Origin of the sequence: Novispirillum itersonii, from assembly GCF_014205675.1 — a bacterium.
Taxonomy (GTDB): Bacteria; Pseudomonadota; Alphaproteobacteria; order Rhodospirillales; family Rhodospirillaceae; genus Novispirillum; species Novispirillum itersonii_A.
Map to the genome: position 1 here is coordinate 106,069 of NZ_JACIIX010000013.1, position 24,210 is coordinate 130,278.

Here is a 24,210-nt window from a genome sequence, read left to right on the forward strand (position 1 = left end):
AAAATTCATAAACACAACTAAAATACCCGGAGGCCCTATGCCTTTCTGTCGCCATCTCCTCCGGGGAACCGGACTGACCGCCCTGCTGCTGGCAGGCAGCCTGTCTGCCTGCGGCGGCCCCGATGAGGGGTTTGTCTCCCGCCAATGGGTCAGCAACATGCGGGAATACAATATCTACCCGCTGTTTCCACCCCGGGAGGATGTGCAGGCCGGGGATGTCTACCTGATGCCGATCCCGCTGCGGGACCAGATCAAGCCGGCCAGCGAAGATGCGCCCCTGCCGGTCGGGCAGTGGATTTCCTCGGTTGACCTCAACAGTCAGGTCAATGCCTTCTACGCCCAGCGCCCCAGCTTTGCCGCCACCTTTGGCGGCAGCGGGGGGAGCCCCTCCGATAGCGGTGAGGTGCCCATTCCGACCAATCCCACCGGGATTTTCCCCGGCAGCGGACAGAGCACGGTCCAGCGCCTGAAGCAGGTGGCCTTCCCCGAATTCATGCGCAGCACCGCCACCACCGCCGAGGCCGGAGCCGTCATCCCCGGCGAGGCCCTGAGCGCTGCCGCCGGGATCTCTTATGCCGATATCGACAGCGCCGCGATCAAAGTCCCCGCTGCCGAATATTATGGCCTGCCTGCCAGCACGGTGCTGGATGCCTTCTGCGCCGATCCAAAGCAGCGGGAAGCCCTGCGGACCTTCCGCCATCTGCCCGCCGAAACCCCGGCACCCCGGCACTGTGGCCCGGACAGTCCGCAGGACTGCCCGACCCTGATGGTGATCACCGAAGTTTTCTATGCCCGGAGCCTCGACGTCACCCTGTCGATGACCGAGCAGGCCGCCGCCCGCCTGAAGGGAGAACTGCCCCTGCCAGCCGGAAAGACGGTGCCGGGTGCAGACGCCCCGCAAACCCCGCCAGAACAGCCGGTTCCGGCACAGGCGGCGGCGGCTCAGGCGCAGGCTGCTGCCAGCGGGGCCATCACCCCGCTGAACGGCAAACCCGGCGTCTCCGCACAGGTCGCCCGGGGTGGATCCGGCAGCATTACCCTCAGCCGCACCTACCAGTATCCGGTGGCTATCGGCTATCGCGGCATCCTGATCCCGGTGACATGGGCGGACGGAGACGCCCCATCCCTTGATCAGTGCCGCAGTGCCGTCGTTCCGCCGATCCAGCCCCCTGTGGCACCAATGGCAGCCCCGCACAAGGGCCTCAGCCGGTAATACGCCTGACCGTATGGCCTGCCTGCGTCAGCAGGGTTTCTGCCACAGGCAGGTCCGCCGCCTTCACCAGCAGGAAGTCGCCGTTGAAGGTGGGCACCACAAAGATGCCGAGGCCGTTTTCCGACAGCGGCCGGATCACCGACAGCACAATGCCGGTTTCGTTGAAGGCAAACGGCCCCAGCAGCTTCAGACAGCACCAGTCCCGGTCAACCCGCACCCCGTCCGCCGGGATCCGGTCCTGACGGCACACCACCGACAGTTCATCATCGGCGCGGGTCAGGGTCACCATCCCCGGCCCGGTGATCCAGCCGGGGAAGGGGGCATCCGGCGGCAACTGCGCCACCGCGTACAGGCCATCCCACTGTTGCAGCGTTACCGGCATCGTCAGTCCTCCTCCGCATGGCAAAAGGGCCCCGGTATCCCGGAGCCCTTTTTCCGTATCCTGTCCGCAGACAAAAATCAGCCCAGCAGCTTTTTCTTCAGGATCTCCTGAAGCATGCCGGGGTTGGCCTTGCCCTGCGTCGCCTTCATCACCTGCCCGATGAACCAGGCGATCAGCTTTTCCTTCCCGTCGCGCACATCCTGTGCCTTCTCCGGGTTGGCGGCGATCACCGCGTCACAGGCGGCTTCGATGGCACCGGTATCGGTCACCTGCTTCATGCCGCGTTCTTCGACGATGACGGCGGGGTCCTTGCCCTCTTCCAGCATAATCTCGAACACGTCCTTGGCCAGACGGCCAGAGATGGTGTTGTCGTTGACCAGATCGACCAGCTGGCCGAGCTGGGCCGGGCTGATCGGGCTTTCGGTGATCGACAGGCCCTTCTTGTTCAGGCCGCCGAACAGGGTGGTGATCAGCCAGTTGGCCACCTGCTTACCGTCGCGGCCCTTGGCGGCCTCTTCGAAGTAAGCGGCGGTTTCCTTTTCCATCACCAGCACCCCGGCATCATAGCCGGTCATGCCGTAGGTCTCGACGAAGCGGGCCTTTTTCTCGTCCGGCAGCTCCGGCAGGGTCGCCCGGATGGCTTCAACGAAGGCATCGTCGAATTCCAGCGGCAGCAGGTCCGGGTCCGGGAAGTAGCGGTAATCGTGCGCATGTTCCTTGCTGCGCATCGACCGGGTTTCCCCGCGGCTGGGGTCGAACAGGCGGGTTTCCTGCACGATGTCACCGCCGCTTTCGTACACCTCGACGTGGCGCTTCGCTTCGATCTCAATCGCCTGCATCACGAAACGGACGGAGTTGACGTTCTTGATCTCGCAGCGGGTGCGGTACGGCTCCCCGGCCTTGCGGACGGAGACGTTGACGTCACAGCGCATGGAGCCTTCGTCCATGTTGCCGTCGCAGGTTTCCAGATACCGCAGGATCGCCCGCAGCTTGCGCAGGTAGGCCCCGGCTTCTTCCGGGGTGCGCATATCCGGCTTCGACACGATTTCCATCAGCGCGACGCCGGAGCGGTTGAGGTCGATGAACGACTTGCTGGGGTGCTGGTCGTGGACCGACTTCCCGGCATCCTGTTCCAGATGCAGGCGTTCAATCCCGACGGTGCGGCTGGTGCCGTCCGGCAGGTCGAGGATGATTTCGCCTTCACCGATGATCGGCAGGTCGAACTGGCTGATCTGGTAGCCCTGCGGCAGATCGGCGTAGAAGTAGTTCTTGCGGGCGAAGACGCTGCGCTTGTTGATCTTCGCCTTCAGGCCAAGACCGGTGCGCACCGCCTGCTCCACGCAGACGCTGTTGATGGTCGGCAGCATGCCGGGGAACCCGGCATCAATGAACGACACCTGGGTGTTGGCTTCCGCCCCGAAGACGGTGGCGGCACCGGAAAACAGCTTGGCGTTGGAAATGACCTGAGCGTGGACTTCCAGCCCGATCACCAGTTCCCAGTCGCCGGTTTCCCCTTTGATGATGTAGGTCATTCTCTTATCCCTTCACCAGCGACGGCACGGCGGAGAAGCCCGCAGCCTTTTCCAGCACGTCACCGGCACGCAGCACGGTTTCTTCGTCAAACGGGCGGCCGATGAGCTGAAGGCCCAGCGGCAGACCGGTGGACGACAGCCCGACCGGCACCGACAGGCCCGGCAGACCGGCCAGCGAGGTCGGCACGGTGAAAACGTCGTTCAGGTACATGGCGATCGGGTCATCCATATTGGCCCCGATGCCGAACGCCGGGGTCGGCGCGGTCGGGGTCAGGATGACATCAACGGTCTTGAAAGCGTTGCGGAAGTCTTCGGCAATGCGGGCGCGGACGCGCTGCGCCTTCAGGTAATAGGCATCGTAATACCCGGCGGACAGCACATAGGTGCCCATCAGGATCCGGCGCTGCACTTCCTCGCCGAACCCGGCGGCGCGGGTCCTGGCGTACATCTCGTCCAGCGTCTTGCCTTCGACCCGCAGGCCGAAGCGCAGGCCGTCGTAGCGGGCAAGGTTGGAAGAGGCTTCCGCCGGGGCGATGATGTAATAGGTCGCCAGCGCGTACTTGGTGTGCGGCAGGGAGATATCGACCACCTCGGCCCCGGCGGCCTTCAGCATGTCGATCCCCTTGTCCCACAGGGCGTTGATCTCCGGATCCAGACCCTCCGGGCGGTATTCCTGCGGAATCCCGATCTTCAGGCTCCGGATATCGCCTGTCAGCGCCGCCTCAAAGTCCGGCAGGGCGATATCGGCCGAGGTGGAATCCTTGGGGTCGAACCCGGCCATGGAGCCGAGCATGATCGCCGCATCGCGGACGGTGCGGGTCATCGGACCGGCCTGATCCAGCGAGCTGGCATAGGCGATGATCCCGAATCGGGAGCAGCGGCCATAGGTCGGCTTGATACCGGTGATGCCGCAGTAAGCGGCAGGCTGACGGATCGACCCGCCGGTGTCGGTACCGGTGGCGGCCAGCGCCATGCGGGCAGACACGGCGGCGGCAGACCCGCCGGAGGACCCGCCGGGCACCAGATCGGCATCGGAGCCTTCGGCCTTCCACGGGTTTTTCGCCGGGCCGTAATAGCTGGTCTGGTTGGACCCGCCCATGGCGAATTCATCAAGGTTCAGCTTGCCCAGCATCACCGCACCGGCCTTCTTCAGGTTGGCGGAGACGGTGCTTTCATAGGGCGGCTTGAAACCATCCAGAATATGGCTGGCGGCGGTGGTCAGCACGCCTTCGGTGCAGAACAGATCCTTGATGCCGACCGGAATCCCGGCCATCGCCCCGGCGGTGCCGGCGGCAAGGGCGGCATCGGCAGCCTTGGCCTGTTCCCGGGCCAGATCCGGTGTTTCGGTGATATAGGCATTCAGGCCGCGATGCTTTTCGACCATGCCCAGATAGGCATCGGTCAGCTCAACGGCGGTGAAGTCCTTGGCGCGCAGCCCGTCGCGGGCTTCGGCCAGAGAAAGATCCAGAAGCGACGTCATTACTCGACCACCTTCGGCACGGTGAAGAAGCCGTCCATGGCTTCCGGGGCATTGGCGAGAATCTTTTCACGGATGCCGCCATCGGTGATGACGTCATCGCGCCACCGCAGCACGGCGTCGGTGACGCTCGACATCGGTTGGACGCCGTCGGTATCCACTTCCTTCAGCTGCTCGAACCAGTCGAGAATGCCGGAAAGCTGGCCCGCGAGGGGTTCGAGCGTATCGTCGGCCACCTCGATGCGGGAAAGGAAGGCGATCTTCCTGACGGTGTCTCTGTCAAGCGACATTGAAAAGTGTCTCCTGGTGGGAGTAAGTGTCTGTACACACCATGCGGGCCGGACGGCCCCGCACGGAAGAGAATACTGGAAAAACCGGCGGAAGGTAGCACCCGGCATGGACGACCGCAACCCTGAGAACCAGCCCCCCGTGCCCCCGCCGGAGAGCACCGCCCCCCGCCCCGCCCGCCCTGCGGACCTGACCCCGGCGGAGATGAAGGCCCTGCTGCCCCGCCACGGCCGCCTGCTGGGGCTGGATCTGGGCACCAAAACCATCGGCCTTGCCCTGTCCGACGCCCTGCTGATGGTGGCAACGCCGCTGATCACCATCCGCCGCACCAAGTTCACGCAGGATGTGGACGAACTGGCCGCCGTGGTGAAAAAGCACGAGGTCGCCGGGCTGGTGCTGGGCCTGCCGCGCGAAATGGACGGCACGGAAGGCAAACGCTGCCAGTCCACCCGCCAGTTTGCGCTGAACCTGCGGACCAAACAGACCCCGGTCGCCGCCCTGCCGGTGGCGTTCTGGGACGAACGCCTCTCCACCGTCGCCGTGCAGCGGATGATGATCGAGGAAATGGACCTCTCCCGCAAACGCCGCGCCGAAACCGTCGACCAGTCAGCGGCGGCGTATATCCTTCAGGGCTTTCTGGATGCGATGGGATGAGTTGGGGTTTGGGAGTTTTGGAGGGTAAAGCGCGGGGATCTTATCCCCGCACCCCTGCGTGAGAGGCTTGGCCTCTCACACTCTAATTTAAAAAATGTGACAGCAAAGCCTTATTCTTCAACAGAATCACTAAAACGACACTCAACCCTCATACCCCAGAAACAGAGAAAGCACGGTCTTTGGAAGTGTCAAAATAACACTCCCATTTCTTGTCGACATCAAAATACTCCCCCATGCAGAGTGAATCATTCGTAGGGTTACATCGGAACATCCAGCGTCATCGTGATCGTCTGCATGATGCGGTCGGTTTCCAGAAGAATTTTGATGATCTTCCTATAGTGCTTTACATCATCGAAGCTCAGAGTACGCTCCTTGCGATCCTTCAACCATTTCTGAGCAGGCTGGTAGCCGCCGATCAGAGCATCCCATGCCGACTGAGGGACATCTGCAAAGTACTGAGAGTCGTTAATCCAGACCTTCCCGTCCTTGAAGTTTGGTTCGGTGACGGCTCCGTTGCCCTCACCACGGAATGGATAGGGTGTTTCACCGATCGCGGCAGATTCCATCAGATGCAGCCTGCGGAGTTGGCCGCCCTTCCCGGCCACATCCCAAAACTCGGCAGGGGATGCGGGCCACGGGATACGAGGGAAGTCAATTTTCAGGAACTCGGCAAAGGTGGACCGATAAGCGGGACAATGCAGAACCCCGTAGATGTAATCGAAGGTTGCCAGTTCATTGGGTTCGCCGTGATCCCGGTCTGTCGCCTTCGCGCACAGCTTCTTCCAAAGTTTGGCGTCAAAATTCACACGGCGTGTCTGGTCGATATTCTGTTCTTCTGGAAGAAGATATAAGGGCATCAGATAGTTACCCTCTTTCTGAGACACCGCGTGATGCGTCATCATTCTGTCGATGACCAAAACATGATTCCAGCCAGAACCGATGTCGATTTTTCTGGTAACTGAGAGTGCAAAGTTACCCTCGTGAAAGTGCCGCATTGTTTGTTCTACCGGACGAGCAAGAAAACCTCGTGTCCGGCCCGTGTAGTAGGTGAAGCGATTATCGAACGGGGCATACCGTATAGACTTCACAAAGCTCCGATTTGGTCCTGACGAAACAATGTCCAACTTGGCGTTTACCGCCTCCCAATCACTGTCTTTTGGAAGACTGAAAACTCTGTGGAGGTCTGCATCGGGCGTTCGAGCCATTTGTTCAACCACCTGCCAAACTTCGTCAGCTTCTAAGCGGATTGTAAAGTCGTCCCTTTTTGTGATCACACCCATCGTACTGTGCAGAAAAAACTCCGATAGATCGAAGCCCCCATCATAGACCTCCAAAAGCTTTCTGTTGATCGGATAAAACATCAGATACTTTGGGTCCGGGTCCAGCTTAGTCCATGACAGGCTGTTAAACTCAGATTTTTGCAGGCGTTCGTATTTCTGCCGCCGTGATCCCCAAAACTCGGCATGGAACACTTCGGCAGGAACGGTAGAATTTTTTCCCACCTCGCCCTTCTTTCGATGCTTCACCCCGATAATAACAGCCACGCCCTGCATAATATCGAAGACATTGGCATCATTTGATCCGTCCGGCGCGACCTCTTTCTTCTTCGAGTTGCCGTGTAGATCAAGAATATAGAGCTTGTCGAAGCTCTGCATCAGGTGCCAACGCATCCCCCGGAACGTGGGGCTGTCGATATAGCCGTGATTAGTAATGAATCCCAGAACCCCCTCTCCGGCCTTAGCAATCATATGCTCGGCGTAACGGATAAATTTGACGTAATCGTCGTTGATCCACTTGGGATTCCGCTCCTTGAGCTTTATCTTGCCGCCCGGTTCGATTTTGTAAGGGGCAACCAAGCTACTTGCCCACAACCCGTTGTTGGAACTGACCCCGGAGTAAGGCGGGTTCCCTATAACGCACATGATGGGCATATCGCGTTTGATGATGTTGGCCTCTCGAGCCTCATGCGTCAGCCATTGCGCCATGAAGAGGTCGCGCACATCGCGGTCGCCTTCTTCAAGGCTATTGGTCAGATAGACCGACAGACGTGGCGGCGTCTTGCCAGGACGATAGCCCAATTCACCTAGAATCATGTCCAGCTTCATGTGGCACATGGCATAGGAAGCCATCAGCAACTCGAAGCCATGAAGGCGCGGGATCAAATCGCGTTCGATATAGCCCGACCACATGCCTTCGGCTACGCCTTTGACCTTGGGTGCGATCTGCTTGATGACCTCGGCCAGAAAGGTGCCGGTGCCGGTGGCAGGATCAAGGATCTGGACCCGGTGCACATCGCGCTTAAGGGTAACCGGTTTTCCTTTTGCGTCGTTCTGCCCGGTGTCGAGATCAATTGTAACCTTCGATGTATCGGCCAACCCATCAACCAGCCCGAACTCAGTGCGGAGCACCTCGTCAACCGCGCGAACGATGAAGTTGACCACAGGTTCCGGGGTATACCAGACGCCACGCGCCTTGCGCTTGGCGGGGTTATAGGAGGCAAGAAAATCCTCGTAGAAGTGCAGAAACGGGTCTTTTCGGCCTGTAAGCGTCCCGAAATCCTTCATCAGGACTGCCACGTTGGCGGCCTGAAAAACATCTGCCAGATCATCAATAATCCAGCGTATGCGCTCATCGAGGTTTGGCCCGGCGACATAGCTGAACAGGTAGCGCAGGAACGGGTTGGATTTAGGTAGAAGCTCCAGCGCTTCTTGCCGAGTGAAGGTTTCCAGTGAGGTGTCGTGCAGGCGGGCCGCAAACATGCCATAGGCGATAGTTTCGGCGTAGATATCGGCGAAGTCCTCAGGCTTGATGTCATGGATCAGGTGCTCCCGGAACGCCTTGTATTGCCCGCCCAGATCAGTGCGGAACTCCCTGTCCTCATGCAGCACCTTAAACAGCACGTCTTTGATGAGGCCTGCCTTGCCAGCCATCATCTTTGCGAGCTTTTCTGTGGATGTGATGGTCTGCGGCTTCTGGGCGATAAAATTGCGCAAGAGATTATCAAGCCGCTCGTACTCTTCTGGCTTTGGATAAATAACACCCTTCACAAAATCAGCAATATTAACAGATTCTAATAATTCTCCACTTCTGTAGAAATCCCATTCAAGGCAGTTTGTATAGACAATATTAGGCAATGCCTTGAGATATCTCGACTTCTGCTCTTTATCCCTGCCTTTCATTACCCTAATATCATGACCTATGTCTTTTACTTCGACATGGCCAACAACGATCTCACCGCGCTGGACGATGAAGTCGGGCGCACCACACTCCACTCGCTTGGGTTCATTCAGGGCTGCGACGCCGTGTTCCCGCCTACTCAGCAGCACCTCCAGTGCTGGGCGGTAAGAATGTTCGGTCGAAACCCCAGTTTCGTAAACTTTCTGCACAGCGACAACGAAATCAGAAACTAGCGTCACTCCAACCCCCTATAGCCATTTAAAGATAAACCTTTGTGGGGCCTGAGGGGCAGTGCTCCCTCCCCAAATCCCCCTCCCCTCACCCCTTCGGCGGCGGGAAGCCTTTGACGTGGGCTTCCATTTCCTCGCCGATCTGGCGGCGCATGTCGACCAGCTTGATGGCGGAGGCGTGGAGGTATTTGTCTTCCTCTGTCACCGGCACCCATTCCGGCACCGGCGACGGGCGGCCGGCGTTATCGACCGCCACCATAATCACGATACAGTGGGTGGTCAGGTAGCGCTGGCGTTCCTTGGGGTCCCCGGCGTCAACGCGGATGCCGATGTGCATGGAGGTACGGCCGGTGTAGATCACCTTGGCGGTGACCTCGACCAGACTGCCGACGTGGATCGGCTGCACGAAGCGGATGCCCCCGGCGTAGGCGGTGATGCAGTATTTGCCGCTCCAGCCTGCGGCGCAGGCGTAGGCGGCAAGGTCGATCCACTTCATCACCGCGCCGCCGTGGACCTTCCCGCCGAAGTTCTGGTCGCCCGGCTCGGCCATGAAGCGCAGGGTGATTTCTCTTTGCATATCAGACATGCCTGATGGTTCCGCTGTGTTCAGCCCCGGTCGGGGTGGGCCGGAAAGGGTACGGGAGCGGGCGGAAAACGTCCACGGCGATATCAGATCCACATCAGATCGGCAGGCAGGCCCGATCGAGAACTGGACGTCTGGCCGTGATGCTGTAAAAGAAGGGCCAGAAACGCCGTCCGGCGGGGGTGGCTGCACCCGGCCATGCCCCACCTTGCCCTTCAGTCCTGCTGAGGTCATAAGTCCGCGCCCATGAAAAACGAAGCCCCCAACTATTCCCACCGGCATCTCCTCGGCATCGAGGGGCTGTACCCGCATGAGATCAGCTACCTGCTGGATCTGGCCGACTCCTATGTCGAGACCAACCGCCGCCCGCTGCGGAAGTTCGATATTCTGAAGGGCCGCACACAGGTCAATATGTTCTTCGAGGCCTCCACCCGCACCCGGGCCTCGTTCGAGCTGGCCGGGCAGCGGCTGGGCGCTGATGTCATCAACATGCAGTCGTCGGGGTCGTCGGTGACCAAGGGCGAAACCCTGATCGACACCGCCGTCACCCTGAATGCCATGCATATTGATGCGCTGGTGGTCCGGCATCAGGATTCCGGGGCGGTGAAGCTGCTGGCGGATAAGGTCAACTGCGCCGTGGTCAACGGCGGCGACGGCGCGCATGAGCACCCGACGCAGGCGCTGCTGGATGCCCTGACCATCCGCCGCCGCCGGGGCCGTCTGGACGGGCTGCTGGTCGCCATCTGCGGCGATGTGCTGCATTCCCGCGTCGCGCGGTCGAACATCCACCTGCTGACCACCATGGGCGCGGTGGTGCGGGTGATCGGGCCGAAGCCGCTGATCCCCGGCGGCATCAGCGAAATGGGCGTGGAGGTGTTCCACGACATGCGCAAGGGCCTGAAGGATGTGGACATCGTGATGATGCTGCGTGTGCAGAACGAACGCATGCAGGGCAACTACATTCCGTCGGTGCGCGAATACTTCCACTTCTTCGGTCTGGATAAGGAAAAGCTGGCGCTGGCCAAGCCCAACGCCCTGATCATGCACCCCGGCCCGATGAACCGGGGGGTGGAAATCGACTCTGACGTCGCCGATGACGTGGAACGCTCCGTGATCCGTGAACAGGTGGAAATGGGCGTGGCGGTCCGCATGGCGGTGCTGGAAACGCTGGTCCGCAACACCACCGGAGGGAAGGCCTGATGCCCGTTTTTGATACCCCGACGCAGGTGGCCTACACCAACGCCCGCCTGCTTGATCCCGCCACCGGGCTGGATACCACCGGCACGCTGGTCACCACCGGCGAAGTGATCACCGCCTTCGGGCCGGATGTGACCCCGCCCGCCGGGGCCACGGTGGTGGACTGCGGCGGCAACGCCCTGATCCCCGGTCTGGTTGACATGCGCGCCCAGCTGCGGGAGCCCGGCGAGGCCCATAAGGAAAGCATCAAGAGTGCCGGTAAGGCGGCGGTCTCCGCCGGGATCACCACGCTGGTGGCCCTGCCCAACACCGACCCGGTGATTGATGATGAAGCGGCGATTGAGTTCATGGCCCGCCGCGCCCGCCAGATCGGCCTGACCAAGGTCTACCCCTATGCCGCTGCCACCAAGGGGACGGACGGTAAGGAACTGGCCGAGATGGGCATGCTGTCGCTGGCCGGGGCGGTCGCCTTCACCGATGGCACCAAGCCGATTGCCCATGCCGGGCTGATGCGCCGCGCCCTGCAATACGCCGCCACCTATGATCTGCTGGTGATGCAGCACCCGGAAGAACCCGGCCTGTCCGGCGGGGTGATGAACGCCGGGGATCTGGCCACCCGCCTCGGCCTGACCGGCATCCCGCGTGAAGCGGAAATCGTCCTGCTGGAACGCGACATACGTCTGGTGGAAATGACCGGGGCCCGTTACCACGCCGCCCATATTTCCACCTCGGAAAGCGTGGAGATCATCCGCCGGGCCAAGGCGAAGGGCCTGCGCGTCACCTGTGACACCGCCCCGCCCTACTTCGCCCTGAACGAGCTGGAAGTGTCGGATTACCGCACCTTCGCCAAGCTGAACCCGCCGCTGCGGGCGGAAGACGACCGTCAGGCGATTCTGGCCGGGCTGCGTGATGGGGTGATTGACGCCATCGGGTCGGACCATTCGCCGCAGGATCAAGACACCAAGCGGGTGCCGTTCGCCGTGGCCGCCTTCGGGGGCATCGGGCTGGAAACCCTGCTGCCGCTGGTGCTGGAGCTGGTGCATACCGGCCAGTTGCCGCTGATGCAGGCGCTGAGGCTGATCACCTGCGGCCCGGCGGATCTGCTGGGCCTGCCCGCCGGGCGGCTGGCGGTCGGGGCGGCGGCCGATCTGGCGGTGGTCGATCTGGAAAAGCCGTGGAAGTACGACGCCAAAAAGTCGCTGTCCAAGTCCAAGAACTCGCCGTTTGACGGCCGCCTGCTTCAGGGCCGCGTCCTGCGCACGGTGATCGACGGTCGCACGGTGTACCAGCATGATGCCTGAACTTCTGTTGGGCCTGTGTGCCCTTGGCGGTTACCTGCTCGGCTCGGTGCCGTTCGGTATCGTGCTGACCAAGCCGTTCGGTTATGACCTGCGCAGCATCGGCTCCGGCAACATCGGGGCCACCAATGTGCTGCGCACCGGGCGGAAGGATCTGGCGCTGGCCACCCTGCTGCTGGATTCCGGCAAGGGGGGCATCGCTGCGGCGGTGGCCGCCCTGCTGGTGCCCGATCAGGCCGGGGTGGCCGGGCTGATTGCCGGGTGCTGCGCGGTGCTGGGTCACAACTTCCCGGTCTGGCTGGGGTTTAAGGGCGGCAAGGGCGTGGCGACCACGCTGGGCGTGCTGCTGGTCACATCGTGGCCGGTCGGTCTGGCCGCCTGCGCGACGTGGCTGGTGGTGGCGGCGCTCAGCCGCTATTCCTCGCTGTCGGCGCTGGTGTGTCTGGCGCTGGCCCCGGTGGATGCGTGGTTCCTGTCCGATCAGGATCATGTCATCGCCTATGCCCTGCTGGCGGTGCTGGCCTTTATCCGCCATCACGAAAATATCCGCCGCCTGTTGCGCGGCGAGGAAAGCAAGATCGGCAAGAAGAAGAAAGACTGATCAGTCTTCCTTTTCCTGCACACACAGAACAAACCGCCGCGTGTCCGCGCTGACACGCGGCGGTTTTCCGTTTGTCCCATCGCCGGAACCGATGACATACTGGGTACCGGTCCCGCTGTGGCCGGGAGGCTGATGATGTCTTTCCTCTGCCGGTTCCCCATTCTGCTGATCTTTCTGCTGGTGCTTCTGCCGCTGGCACCCTGTCCCACTGCGGCGGAAACTGTCGTGCGCATCCCCGCCCCCGGCAGTGCCGCTGACACCAGCCACCGCCTGTTCGCGGATCTGCTGACGGCAGTGCTGGAACGGACCGCCCCGCAGGATGGCCCGGCCCGGGTGCAGATCACCGCCACCAGCCCGGCGCAGGACCGCATTCTGCGCGATCTGGAGACCGGGGCACTGGATGTGTACTGGGTCGGCACCAACCCGGCGCGGGAACAACGGCTGCGGCCGGTGCGGGTGCCGCTGACCGGCGGGCTGCTCGGGCTGCGGGTGCCGGTGATCCGGGCCGACCGGCAGGCTGACTTTGACCGGATCAGCAGCCTCGACGGGCTGCGCCCGCTGACCGCCTGTCAGGGCGACCAATGGCCCGACAGCGACATTCTGGAGGCCAATGGCCTGACAGTGGCGCGGATCAACCACTTCCGGCTGATGTACGACATGCTGAAGGCCGGGCGCTGCGATTACTTCCCGCGCGGCCTTCAGGAGGTCTACGCCGAAGTTGCCGCCCAGCCGCCCGGCACCGTCATCGCCTACGACCGCCTGATTCTTGCCTACCGCTATCCGATGTATTTCTTCACCGGCCCGGCAGCCCCGGCACTGGCGCAGCGCCTGCACAACGGCCTGACCGCCATGGCCCATGACGGCAGCCTGCGCCGGTTCTGGGAAACCCATCCGGTAACCCGGGACATCTTTCCGCTGACACGCTATACCGGCAGCCGGGTGCTGCTGCTGACCAACCCGATGCTGCCCAAAGACACCCCGGTGCAGGATCAGGCCCTGTGGCTGCCGTTCCCCGGCCTGCCGCCGGGGGCGGATTTCCGGGGCACCGCCCCCCTGCGCGACGGGGCTTTCTGATCGCCGCCCCTGCTGAGAGACGGAAATAATGGCATCCTGTCTGCTGTCTCTGCTGATGGATCTGCCCCGCCGGGCCTTGGTGGTTCTGGTGGCTGGGCTGGTGGCTGGGCTGGCCCTCTGCACTCCGGCAGCGGCAGCGGACCGGTCCGCGCTCCTCCCGCCCTCCATGCCGCTGACAGTCCGGGTGCCGGTGCAGGATACGGCGATCCGGGGCAATCACCCCTACTTCATCGACCTGTTGCAGGCGGCGCTGGAACGGGGCGGTCAGAGCCCCGCGATCGTCAGTGCCGTCCCCCTGATCGGATCGCAGGAACGGCTGCTGCGCTATCTGGAAGCCGGGGAACACATTGATGTCTACTGGGTCGGCACCGCGCCGGACCGCGAACGGCGGCTGGCCCCGGTGCGGGTGCCCCTGACCGGGGGGCTGCTCGGCATCCGCCTGCCGGTGATCCTGCCGCAGCGACAGGAGGAATTCGCCCGCATCCGCAGCGTCGAAGACCTGCGCCAGTATACCGCCTGTCAGGGCGACCAGTGGCCGGACAGCGACATTCTGGAAGCCAACGGCCTGCCGGTGCTGCGCATCAACCAGTTCCACGTCATGTATGAAATGCTGCGGGCCGGGCGCTGCGATTACTTCCCGCGCAGCGTGATCGAGGTCTATGCCGAGGTTGCCGCCCAGCCGCAGAAGAGCTTTATGATCGACGAAACACTGGTGCTGGCTTACCGCTATCCGCTGTATTTTTTCACCAGCCGGGACAACATCGCCCTCAACCGGCGGCTTGAGGCCGGATTGACCGCCATGGCCCACGACGGCAGCCTGATGGCGCTGATCGAAACCCACCCGACCACCAGCCCGGCTTTTCCCCTGCACCGGTTTCAGGGGGCGCGGATACTGACCCTGACCAATCCGCTGCTGCCACAGGAAACCCCGCTGGCCGACCGCAGCCTGTGGGTGCCGTTTCCCGGCGTCTCCGCCCCCATCGACAGCGGGCAGAAAACCAACTGAGGCAGCGGTCAGCCGACCCCGTGCTTCTTCAGCAGCCGCCGGAACTGGTGGTAGCCCAGCCCCAGCCACTCTGCCCCTTTGGTCTGCTGGTTATCGCAGGCCCGCAGCGCCGCTTCCAGCAACTGCCGCTCGTAAGCGGTCACCGCTTCGGTAAACGGCACCGGCCCGGCAGGCCCCGCAGGGGCTGCGGCAACCGGCGGCGGGGCCTCCGGCTCCGGGCCGTTCAGCGTTGCCCCCGGGCGTCCGTCAGCAGCGAAGGGGTCCAGCACCACCGCCGCCACCGGCTGATCCTCCGGGGTCTGATACACCGCCCGCTCCACCACGTTCTTCAGTTCGCGCACATTGCCCGGCCACGCGTGTGCCCGAAGCTGCGCCAGCACCGCCGGATCAAACCCGGCGAACACTGACCGCCCCAGTTCCTGCGTCATCCGCAGGGCAAAATGCTGGGCCAGCACCGGAATATCCTCCGGCCGCTGCCGCAGGGCCGGGACGGTCACCACATCAAAAGCCAGCCGGTCGAGCAGATCGGCGCGGAATTTCCCATCCCGCGCCAATGCCGGAAGATCGACGTTGGCGCAGGCGATCACCCGCACATCCACCGAAACCTGCTCCACCCCGCCGACCCGTTCAAAATCGCCATATTCGATGGCGCGCAGCAGCTTTTCCTGCACCTGAAGCGAGGCGGAAGCGATTTCATCAAGGATCAAGGTCCCCCGGTGGGCGCGTTCAAACCGCCCGGCCCGCCGCTTCTGCGCCCCGGTGAAAGCCCCGGCCTCGTGGCCGAACAGTTCGCTTTCCAGCAGGGTTTCCGGCAGGGCAGCACAGTTGACCTTCACCACCGGGCCATCCCAGCGGCCGGACAGGTAATGCAGACGTTCGGAGGCCAGCTCTTTCCCCACCCCGCGTTCCCCCACCACCAGCACCGGGCGGTTGAGCGGGGCCAGCCGCCGCACCTTATCCAGCATCGACAGGAAGGCGGGATCTTCCCCGATCGGGGCGGACAACGGGGCACGCATGGGGAAATCCTCCGGCGGGGCGAGGGGCCATCGCAGTTTCCGCCACTTTGACGGAAACCGCCATCACTATCCGCCACCCCGATGAACCCACCCTGAACGCAACCCCGTCAAGCCCTTGAAAAACAATACATCATCAAACTGGCACGGGCTTTGTAATAGGAAAGACCAAACACGTTATCCCCCTGATCCCCAGAGGAGCAACATCATGGGTATCTTCTCCCGCCTCGGCGACATCCTGAACGCCAATATCTCCGCCCTGCTCGACCGTGCCGAAGACCCGGAAAAGATGATCCGGCTGGTCATTCAGGAAATGGAAGACACGCTGATCGAAGTGCGGTCCTCCGCCGTCAAGGCGCTGGCCGACCGCAAGGATCTGGAACGCCGGGTCGCCGAACACCGCCGCGCCCAGGACGACTGGTCGCAGAAGGCGGAATTCGCCCTCAGCCGTGACCGCGAGGATCTGGCCCGCGGGGCCCTGATGGCCCGCCAGAAGCTGGGCGAGGACATTGCCCTGCTGGAAACCGAACTGACCGGCATCAACGAGGCGATCGCCAAGTTTGACGAAGACCTCAGCAACCTGCAAAAGCGGCTGGAAGAAGCGAAGACCCGCCAGAAGGCGCTGGAAATCCGCATGAACACCGCCACCCGCCGGGTGCAGGTGCGCCAGACCCTGTATGATGGCCGCATCGACGCCGCCCTTGGCCGTTACGACAGCATCGAACGCCGCATCGCCGAACTGGAAGGCAAGGCCGATGCCTATGACCTTGGGCGCGGCAAGGATCTGGCCGGGGAATTCGCCGAACTGGAATCCTCCACCGCCGTCGAGGACGAACTGGCGGCCCTGAAGCGCAAGCTGGGCCGCTGATCCGCCCCCTGTCGCAGGGCGGGACCGCAGTGCTACACTGGCCCGCCCTTCCCCTTACACCCCGGTAGAGACGGATCATGGTTGAAATGCTCGCTTTTCTGAAGGCCCCGCTGATTGTGTTCATGGCGGTGGTTGCGCCGCTGTGGATCATTCAGCACTACCGCCACAAGAGCAAGGAAACCGCCCGCGCCGATGCCATCACCGACAGCGATCTGGCCCGTATGGCCGAGACCGCCAGCCGTCTGGAAGACCGCATCACCGTGCTGGAACAGATCCTGGACCGGGAGGCCCCCGGTTGGAGGACCCGATAATATGGCACAGTATCACACCCGTACCGGCGGCTTTGCCTGTGGTGCCGGGATGCGCCGCCAGCGGTGGCGCCAGACCGGCAGCCTGATGGACGCCTTCGACAGACTGGAACGCACCATGCACCGCCCCTTCGGAAAACACCGCCCGCCGTTTGGCCGGCATGGCTGGTGCCGGTCCCGCTCCGGCGGCAGAACCGGCCTGAAGACCGACAAGGCCAATGGCAAGATCCTTGGCGTCTGCGCCGGGATTGCCCGCAGCCTTGGCATTTCCCGCACCACCGCCCGCGTGCTGTTTCTGGTCGCCGCCATCCCGATGGGAATGGGGTGGTTCCTGCTACCCCTGTATGTGATCCTTGGCTTTGTGCTGGATGATTACGGCGACGACACCGCCCCGCAGGCCACCCACGCGCCCGGCGCAGGCCCGGCCCCGGCGGCGGAAAGTGCGGCCCCGCACACCGTTCACCCCGATCTGCGCTTCGCCGACCTGCGCCGCCGGTTCGAGGATCTGGAACGCCGCACCGGATCCATGGAGCGGGAAGTCACCAGCGGCGACTTCGACCTGAAGCGCGCCTTCCGCGATCTGGACCGCAAGGACAGCCCCAAAGCCTGATCCCTCCCCCGGCAGCCGCCAAGCCGACCCCGCCGATCCCGGCGGGGTTTTGCTTTTGGGCACCCACAGCCGGGACGGTGAGATCATCACCGCCCCCGCAGGGTCCCGTTTACCGCTTCAGCGGGGTAATCCGCCAGATCTTGCGGGCATAATCGTGGATCGAGCGGTCCGACGAGAACCCGCCCATGTTGGCGACGTTGATGATCGCCTTGCGGGTCCAGTCCTCCGGCTGGCGGTAGGTCTGTTCCACCTGCGCCTGCACCCGGATGTAATCGGCGTAATCGGCCATCACGAAGAAGTGGTCGCCATGGGTCAGGATGGCGTCAAAAACGCAGCGGTAGCGGCCCGGATCATCCGGCGTAAAGTATCCGCTGCCGATCATGTCCACCGCCTGCCGCAGCTCCTCGTCCGCATTGTAAATGTCCCACGGGCGGTAGCCCTGCATGCGCATTTCCGTCACTTCGGCGGCGGTCTTGCCGAAGATGAAGATATTGTCGTCGCCGACCGCATCCTTGATTTCGATATTGGCACCGTCCAGCGTACCGATGGTCAGTGCGCCGTTGAGGGCGAACTTCATGTTGCCGGTGCCCGACGCTTCCATCCCGGCGGTGGAAATCTGCTCCGACAGGTCGGTGCCGGGGATAATCACCTCCGCCGCCGACACGTTGTAGTTGGGCAGGAAGGCCAGCGACAGCCGCCCCTTACAGGCCGGATCGTTGTTGATGACCATTGCCGCATCGTTGATCAGGCGGATGATCTGCTTGGCGAGGAAGTAACCCGGAGCCGACTTCCCGGCAATCAGCACACAGCGCGGCAGAATGCCATCGCCCTGCCCGCTGCGGATGCGGTTGTACAGGGTGATGACGTGCAGCAGGTTGAGAAGCTGCCGTTTGTATTCGTGGATGCGCTTGACCTGACTGTCAAACAGCGCCGCCGGATCGAACCGCACGCCGGTCCGGGCCTCCACCAGTGCGCCCAGCCGCTGCTTGTTGTCCCGCTTGATGGCGGCGAACCGGTCACGCACCCCGGCATCATCGGCAAAGCGCTCGAAGGCTTTCAGCTCGGTCAGGTCGGTTTTCCAGCGCGGGCCAATGCAGTCATCAATCAGCGCGGTCAGGTCCGGGTTGGACTGCACCACCCAGCGCCGCTGGGTGACGCCGTTGGTGACGTTGACGATCTTATCGGTATCCAGCCGCTGGAAATCAGCGAACACATGGCGGCGCATCAGGTCGGTATGCAGGGCGGCGACACCGTTGACGTGGCCGGACCCGACCACCGCCAGATGCGCCATCCGCACCCGCCGCGCCCCGTCGTCGATCAGCGACAGCCGCCCGAGGATATCCGGCTGGCCGGGGAACGACACCTTCACCTGCTGCAAAAACTGATAGTTGATCTTGTAGATGATATCCAGATGCCGGGGCAGGATCTGCTCCAGCATGGCAATCGGCCAGGTTTCCAGCGCTTCCGGCAGCAGGGTGTGGTTGGTGTAGTTGAAGATGCCGCGCGTCATCGCCCACGCCGCCGCCCAGTCGTAACCGTACTGGTCGAGCAGCAGCCGCATCATTTCCGGCACCGCCAGCGCCGGGTGGGTATCGTTGAGCTGGATACACACCTTTTCCGGCAACGCCGACAGGTCGCCATAGGTGCGGGTGTGGCGGGCCAGAATATCCTGCAACGAGGCGGAGACGAAGAAGTACTCCTGCATCAGTCGCAGTTCCTGCCCCATCAGGGTGGTATCAGCCGGGTACAGCACCTTCGACAGGTTTTCCGACAGGGTCTTGGCCTTCACCGCGTCGATATAGTTGCCCTGATTGAAGATGTTCAGGTCAAAGTCGCGGGTGGCCCGCGCCGACCACAGCCGCAGCTTGGTGACCACGCCGGAGCCGAAGCCCGACACCGGCACGTCATAGGCCATGGCGATCACGTCTTCAGTGTCGATCCAGCGGCAGACCTCGCGGCCGTCCTCGCCCCGGAAGGTCATCATCCGGCCGCGGAAGCGCACCGGGTAGATGATGCTCGGGCGTTCAAATTCCCACGGGTTGCCATGGCGCAGCCAGGTTTCCGGGTGTTCCACCTGTTCCCCATGCTCAATGCGCTGGGTGAACATGCCGAATTCGTAGCGGATGCCGTAACCGAAGCCGGGGTAGGAATGGGTGGCGAGGGAATCCAGAAAACACGCCGCCAGACGGCCCAGACCGCCGTTGCCCAGCGCGGCGTCGTATTCGTGTTCCTGAATATCCTCCAGCTCCTGCCCCAGATCGGTCAGGGCCTGCTCGACCCGCTCCAGCAGGCCGATATCCAGCAGGGTCTTCCGCAGCGAGCGGCCCATCAGGTATTCCAGCGACAGGTAATACACCCGCCGCGCCTTCTGCTCCCGCTCCCGCAGCGCGGTTTCAAGATACTGTTCCGACAGCACCCCGCGCACCAGCGTCGCCACCGCCACCATCCAGTCGCGCGGCGAGGCATACTGCGGCGCCACCCCGACGCCGTGCACCAGATGGCTGAGCAGGTGGCGCTTGATTGCCTCAACGGTGGACACGTCGATCAGGTCCACACCGGCCATCGGTTGAACGGTCGCTGTCTCTTGCATGTCTTATCCCCTAAAGACCGGATGCATCGGGTCAAACGGATCAGGCCGCGCGGCCCAGATCCTGATACAGATCATCATACCGGCGGGCAGCACGGGCCCAGCCGAAATCCTGCGCCATCGCCCGCTGCCGGGCCGCCGCCCAGTCCTGCGGGCGGCGATAGACGCCCAGCGCATGATAAAAGGCCCCCAGCAGCCCTTCGACACTGGGGGAGTCAAACAGGAAGCCGGTGCCACGCCCGTCGCCGATCTCGCTGACCGTATCGGCCAGCCCGCCGGTCCGGCGCACCAGCGGCAGCGCCCCATAGCGCAGGGCGTACATCTGGGTCAGGCCGCAGGGCTCAAACCGCGATGGCACCAGAAACACATCGCTGGCCGCCTGAATGCGGTGCGACAGATCCTCGTCATAGCCGACCCGGACGCTGACCTGACCGGGGAAGCCGTGCGGCAGCGCCGCCAGTGCCTGTTCCAGCCCGGCATCACCGGAGCCGAGGATCACCAGCTGCGCCCCGGAATCCACCATATGGCGGGCAGCATGCAGCACCAGATCCACCCCTTTCTGGTCGGTGAAACGGCTGACCAGCCCCAGCAGCAGCGCACCGGGGCGGACCTCCAGCCCGACCTCGGCCTGAAGGGCGGCTTTGTTGGCAGCCTTACCGACTTCCACCGTGGCGGCATCATAATGGTGTGCCAGCGCCGGATCAGTGGCGGAATTCCACTGGTCGTAATCAACGCCGTTGAGGATGCCGGTCAGCTGCCCGGCGTGGGCCCGGCCCGCCAGCAGGCCATCAAAACCACGCCCGCCTTCCGGGGTGGTGATTTCCCACGCATAGGTCGGGCTGACGGTGGTGATGCGGTCGGCGTAAAACAGTCCGGCCTTCAGCATCGACAGGCGGCCATAGAACTCCACGCCGTTGATGCCATAGAACGGCGACGGCAGCCCGATCTCCCCCAGCACCGCCGGATCGAACATACCGCCGAAATGCAGGTTGTGGATGGTGAACACCGTGCCCGGCCCTTTCGCCGCGCCGCCGCGCTGTTCCGCCAGCCGCAGATAGGCGGGCACCAGCCCGGTCTGCCAGTCGTTACAGTGCACCACATCAGCCTGCCAGCCGGGCAGAAGATCCCCCCGCGCCAACAGGGCCGCCACCTTCGACAGCAGAGCAAAGCGGCGGTGATTATCGGGGTGGTCATGCCCGTCGGGGCCGACATAGGGGCCACCGGGGCGCTGATACAGGCCGGGATGATCCAGCAGCCACACCGGGCAAGCGGTGCCCGGCAGAATGCCTTCCAGCAGGCGCGCCGGACCATAGCCCAACGGATCACCGACCTCGGTGACGGTCAGCGGTCCGGCGGCTTCCATCGCCCGCAGCGCGGCAGGATAGGCAGGCAGCAGCACCCGGGCATCAATCCCCAGCGGTTTCAGGGCGGGCGGCAGGGCACCGGCGACATCAGCCAGCCCCCCGGTCTTGATCAGGGGATAGACCTCGGACGACACCAACAGAACACGCATGATCAGGCTGCTACCCCATTCCGGACCGCACAGACCCCTACAGTCGCGCACTTATGCTGCAAAGCGCAATGCGAATCCTACACTGTTTTCGCAACGGCTTCCGTCAGGTTTTTGTGACAGGAGACCACCGTGGACGCCGATCCCGCCCAGCGGTGAAAATTTCGCAAAATTCATGGGGATAAATCGCGAAAAAGTGGCATGCTGGAGTGTGGGAGTTAACCGGTGGCCCCATAACCCTCCGGGCCCGCCGATGTCATAAGGGGATGGTATACATGTCCATGGCTGCCGCGAAAGTCGATCTCAACCGCGCCCTGAAGGGCACGCTGGCCTTGGTGCTGGCCGGGGGACGCGGATCCCGCCTGAGGAACCTGACCGATGACGAAGCCAAACCGGCGGTGCCCTTCGGCGGGAAGTTCCGGATCATCGACTTTCCCCTGTCCAACTGCCTGAACTCCGGGATCCGCCGCATGGCGGTGCCGACCCAGTACAAGGCCCACACCCTGATCCACCACATTCAGCGCGGCTGGGGCTTCCTGCGGGCTGAAGTGAATGAATTCGTCGAACTGTGGCCCGCCCAGCAGCAGACCAGTGATGAAAGCTGGTACCGTGGCACCGCTGACGCGGTGTACCAGAACCTTGATCTGGTCCGCCGCCACGACCCGGATTACATCCTGATCCTCGCCGGGGACCATATTTACCGGCAGGATTACTCCAAGCTTCTGGCTGACCATATTTTGAAAGGGGCCGACCTGACGGTTTCCTGCGTCGAGGTCCCGCTGGAAAAAGCGAAGGAATTCGGTGTGGTGGCGGTGGATGACACCGACCGCATCACCGGCTTTCTGGAAAAGCCGGCCGATCCGCCGTGCATCCCCGGCCAACCGCATCTGGCCTTTGCCTCGATGGGCATCTACATCTTCAATGCCCGCTTCCTGATTGACCTGCTGGAGCAGGACGCCGCCAATCCGGCGTCGTCGCATGATTTCGGCAAAGACATCATTCCGTCGCTGCTGGGATCGGCCAATCTGTTCGCCCACCGCTTCGCCGACAGCGCCGTCACCCCGGAAGGGGCGACCGAGCCGTACTGGCGTGATGTCGGCACCGTTGATGCCTACTGGGAGGCCAACCTTGACCTGACCACGGTGACGCCGGAACTGGACCTCTACGATGACCTGTGGCCGATCTGGACCTACCAGCTCCAGAAACCCCCGGCCAAGTTTGTGTTCGACGATGACAGCCGCCGCGGCATGGCGGTGGACTCGCTGGTGTCGGCGGGCTGCATCATCTCCGGTGCCGCCATCCGCCGCAGCATGCTGTTCAGCAATGTGCGGGTGAACAGCTATGGCGTGGTCGAAGACACCGTGGTGCTGCCTGACGTTGACATCGGCCGGTCCTGCCGGATCCGCAAGGCCATCATCGGCAGCGGCTGCAAGGTGCCGGAAGGATTGGTGATCGGCGAGGATCCGGAACTGGACGCCCAACGCTTCCACCGCACTGAAGGTGGCGTGGTGCTGGTGACGCAGGCGATGCTGGACGCCCTGCCGCCGTCGGACTGAGTCTGACCCGGCATGGCAACGTCTTCCCTGCTGACAGCGGCGCAGGCACTGGCGGTCCGGCTGGACCGCCAGACGCCGGATTCCGCCGGGGTCAACTGGCTGTCGGTTCCGTTCGCCCGCTTTGGCGGCTACTTCCGCCGCCAAAGTGAACGGCTGGTGGATGTCAGTCTGGCCCGCCCGATCCTGTTCATTGTTGTCGGCGGCAGCAAGCAGATCAGCACCGGTGCCACCACCCTGCACCACCGCCCCGGCGACATGGCAATCCTGCCGGTCGGGGTGCCGCTGACCGTGCTGAACCTGCCCGCCGATAACGGTCCCTACCGCTCGGTGATGGTGGAATTCACCGATACCGTCCGCGACCGCTGCCGCCAGCTTCTCGCCGACAGCCCGCCGGTGCCCCCGGCGGCCAGCCTGACCCTGCCGCCGGATCTGGCCCATGGGGCAGCCCTGCAACAGGCGATGGGGCATCTTCTGGCCGGGATCGGCACCGTTGACCCGGCACTGATGGAGCACCGCCTGCTGGAAGTGCTGCTGATCCTGTGCCGGGCCGGATACGGCGGGCACCTGCTGCCTGCCCCATCCCAGAGCATCGCCACCCGGCTGCGGGCCATGGTGCGGCTGGCCCCGGAAACCGACTGGACCGCTGAAACCGTGGCCCGGCATCTGGCCGTCAGCGTGCCGACCCTGCACCGCCGCCTGCGGGCCGAGGGCACATCCCTACGGGCAGAGGTGGAATCGGTGCGGCTGGAATACGGCCACACCCTGCTGGTCAGCCGTCAGGTCAGCACGGTGGCGGAAGCCGCCCTGCGCAGCGGCTATGGCTCCCCCTCCCGCTTCGCCAGCCGGTTCCGGCAGCGGTTCGGGGCCAATCCGTCCACCCTGTCGGCCTAGAGCATTTTCAGATTGAGTGGAATCCGGTCAATCGAAGAAAATGCTCTCTTTTTAAAAAGTTAGAGTATCCGTGTTGATCAAGCGTTTTTTGGGATCCATGGACGCCCTGCCTTGAGCAGGGCGTTTGCCATGACGATGAGCTTTCGCATGATGGC

General features: G+C 63.2%; 21 protein-coding genes. 12 read left to right on the forward strand and 9 right to left on the reverse strand.

What is annotated here, in order from left to right; translation table 11 throughout:
- Nucleotides 1-37 precede the first annotated feature (37 nt).
- Nucleotides 38-1,213: a hypothetical protein gene (locus tag FHS48_RS15990; protein ID WP_184264834.1), complete on the forward strand. Its 1,176-nt coding sequence runs from the start codon at nucleotides 38-40 to the stop codon at nucleotides 1,211-1,213.
- Here FHS48_RS15990 and FHS48_RS15995 read toward each other — a convergent pair.
- From FHS48_RS15995 to gatC, 4 genes are all read right to left on the reverse strand, one after another.
- A complete protein-coding gene (locus tag FHS48_RS15995) occupies nucleotides 1,203-1,595 on the reverse strand; it encodes an ACT domain-containing protein (RefSeq protein WP_184264836.1) in 393 nt (130 codons plus the stop codon). The two genes, FHS48_RS15990 and FHS48_RS15995, sit on opposite strands and share 11 nt — an antisense overlap.
- Before the next feature lie 77 nt (nucleotides 1,596-1,672).
- A complete protein-coding gene (gene gatB, locus FHS48_RS16000; RefSeq protein ID WP_184264838.1) occupies nucleotides 1,673-3,127 on the reverse strand; it encodes an Asp-tRNA(Asn)/Glu-tRNA(Gln) amidotransferase subunit GatB in 1,455 nt (484 codons plus the stop codon).
- Between the two features lie 4 nt (nucleotides 3,128-3,131).
- Nucleotides 3,132-4,607 carry an Asp-tRNA(Asn)/Glu-tRNA(Gln) amidotransferase subunit GatA gene (gene gatA, locus FHS48_RS16005; protein ID WP_184264840.1) on the reverse strand — a complete coding sequence of 492 codons (1,476 nt, stop codon included), beginning with the start codon at nucleotides 4,605-4,607 and terminating at the stop codon, nucleotides 3,132-3,134.
- A complete protein-coding gene (gatC, locus tag FHS48_RS16010) occupies nucleotides 4,607-4,894 on the reverse strand; it encodes an Asp-tRNA(Asn)/Glu-tRNA(Gln) amidotransferase subunit GatC (RefSeq protein ID WP_184264842.1) in 288 nt (95 codons plus the stop codon). The genes gatA and gatC overlap by 1 nt, the downstream gene beginning before the upstream one ends.
- A gap of 202 nt (nucleotides 4,895-5,096) precedes the next feature.
- Between gatC and ruvX the strand changes: the two genes are divergently transcribed.
- A complete protein-coding gene (ruvX, locus tag FHS48_RS16015; RefSeq protein WP_184264891.1) occupies nucleotides 5,097-5,546 on the forward strand; it encodes a Holliday junction resolvase RuvX in 450 nt (149 codons plus the stop codon).
- A gap of 257 nt (nucleotides 5,547-5,803) precedes the next feature.
- Here the strand turns inward: ruvX and FHS48_RS20515 are convergent, their stop codons facing one another.
- Complete coding sequence (locus tag FHS48_RS20515) at nucleotides 5,804-8,962, reverse strand: type ISP restriction/modification enzyme (RefSeq protein ID WP_184264844.1); 3,159 nt, start codon at nucleotides 8,960-8,962, stop codon at nucleotides 5,804-5,806.
- A gap of 79 nt (nucleotides 8,963-9,041) precedes the next feature.
- On the reverse strand, nucleotides 9,042-9,539 hold the full coding sequence (locus tag FHS48_RS16025; protein WP_184264846.1) for an acyl-CoA thioesterase: 498 nt from the start codon (nucleotides 9,537-9,539) through the stop codon (nucleotides 9,042-9,044).
- A gap of 243 nt (nucleotides 9,540-9,782) precedes the next feature.
- Between FHS48_RS16025 and FHS48_RS16030 the strand changes: the two genes are divergently transcribed.
- The 5 genes from FHS48_RS16030 to FHS48_RS16050 all read left to right on the forward strand — a co-directional run bounded on the left by FHS48_RS16030 (nucleotide 9,783) and on the right by FHS48_RS16050 (nucleotide 14,712).
- The gene (locus FHS48_RS16030) at nucleotides 9,783-10,736 is read left to right on the forward strand and encodes an aspartate carbamoyltransferase catalytic subunit (protein WP_184264848.1); all 954 of its coding nucleotides are present in this window, start codon (nucleotides 9,783-9,785) and stop codon (nucleotides 10,734-10,736) included.
- Nucleotides 10,736-12,034: a dihydroorotase gene (locus FHS48_RS16035; protein WP_184264850.1), complete on the forward strand. Its 1,299-nt coding sequence runs from the start codon at nucleotides 10,736-10,738 to the stop codon at nucleotides 12,032-12,034. Before FHS48_RS16030 ends, FHS48_RS16035 begins: the two co-directional genes overlap by 1 nt.
- Nucleotides 12,024-12,632, forward strand: a complete 609-nt coding sequence (gene plsY, locus FHS48_RS16040) for a glycerol-3-phosphate 1-O-acyltransferase PlsY (RefSeq protein WP_184264853.1) — start codon at nucleotides 12,024-12,026, stop codon at nucleotides 12,630-12,632. The genes FHS48_RS16035 and plsY overlap by 11 nt, the downstream gene beginning before the upstream one ends.
- Before the next feature lie 132 nt (nucleotides 12,633-12,764).
- Nucleotides 12,765-13,706 (forward strand): ABC transporter substrate-binding protein, encoded by a 942-nt coding sequence (locus tag FHS48_RS16045; RefSeq protein WP_184264855.1) that lies wholly within the window; start codon nucleotides 12,765-12,767, stop codon nucleotides 13,704-13,706.
- Nucleotides 13,707-13,734: 28 nt separating this feature from the next.
- Nucleotides 13,735-14,712, forward strand: a complete 978-nt coding sequence (locus FHS48_RS16050; protein WP_184264857.1) for a substrate-binding periplasmic protein — start codon at nucleotides 13,735-13,737, stop codon at nucleotides 14,710-14,712.
- An 8-nt stretch (nucleotides 14,713-14,720) separates the two neighbouring features.
- On the opposite strand, the gene pspF is transcribed toward FHS48_RS16050, so the two are convergent.
- Nucleotides 14,721-15,728: a phage shock protein operon transcriptional activator gene (gene pspF / locus FHS48_RS16055; RefSeq protein WP_184264859.1), complete on the reverse strand. Its 1,008-nt coding sequence runs from the start codon at nucleotides 15,726-15,728 to the stop codon at nucleotides 14,721-14,723.
- A 205-nt stretch (nucleotides 15,729-15,933) separates the two neighbouring features.
- Between pspF and pspA the strand changes: the two genes are divergently transcribed.
- The 3 genes from pspA to FHS48_RS16070 all read left to right on the forward strand — a co-directional run bounded on the left by pspA (nucleotide 15,934) and on the right by FHS48_RS16070 (nucleotide 17,511).
- Nucleotides 15,934-16,593, forward strand: coding sequence for a phage shock protein PspA (gene pspA, locus FHS48_RS16060; protein ID WP_184264861.1), 660 nt, complete (start codon nucleotides 15,934-15,936; stop codon nucleotides 16,591-16,593).
- Between the two features lie 86 nt (nucleotides 16,594-16,679).
- The gene (pspB, locus tag FHS48_RS16065; RefSeq protein WP_184264893.1) at nucleotides 16,680-16,904 is read left to right on the forward strand and encodes an envelope stress response membrane protein PspB; all 225 of its coding nucleotides are present in this window, start codon (nucleotides 16,680-16,682) and stop codon (nucleotides 16,902-16,904) included.
- A 1-nt stretch (nucleotide 16,905) separates the two neighbouring features.
- Nucleotides 16,906-17,511 (forward strand): PspC domain-containing protein, encoded by a 606-nt coding sequence (locus FHS48_RS16070; RefSeq protein WP_184264863.1) that lies wholly within the window; start codon nucleotides 16,906-16,908, stop codon nucleotides 17,509-17,511.
- Nucleotides 17,512-17,620: 109 nt separating this feature from the next.
- Here the strand turns inward: FHS48_RS16070 and FHS48_RS16075 are convergent, their stop codons facing one another.
- Both FHS48_RS16075 and glgA read right to left on the reverse strand, forming a co-directional pair.
- Nucleotides 17,621-20,101, reverse strand: a complete 2,481-nt coding sequence (locus FHS48_RS16075) for a glycogen/starch/alpha-glucan phosphorylase (RefSeq protein ID WP_184264865.1) — start codon at nucleotides 20,099-20,101, stop codon at nucleotides 17,621-17,623.
- A 40-nt stretch (nucleotides 20,102-20,141) separates the two neighbouring features.
- Nucleotides 20,142-21,611, reverse strand: coding sequence for a glycogen synthase GlgA (gene glgA / locus FHS48_RS16080; protein ID WP_184264867.1), 1,470 nt, complete (start codon nucleotides 21,609-21,611; stop codon nucleotides 20,142-20,144).
- Nucleotides 21,612-21,883: 272 nt separating this feature from the next.
- On the opposite strand from glgA, the gene glgC reads away from it, so the two are divergent.
- Both glgC and FHS48_RS16090 read left to right on the forward strand, forming a co-directional pair.
- Entirely contained in the window at nucleotides 21,884-23,164 is a 1,281-nt protein-coding gene (glgC, locus tag FHS48_RS16085) for a glucose-1-phosphate adenylyltransferase (RefSeq protein ID WP_184264869.1), read from the forward strand.
- Between the two features lie 12 nt (nucleotides 23,165-23,176).
- Nucleotides 23,177-24,055: a helix-turn-helix transcriptional regulator gene (locus FHS48_RS16090; RefSeq protein ID WP_184264871.1), complete on the forward strand. Its 879-nt coding sequence runs from the start codon at nucleotides 23,177-23,179 to the stop codon at nucleotides 24,053-24,055.
- Nucleotides 24,056-24,210 lie beyond the last annotated feature (155 nt).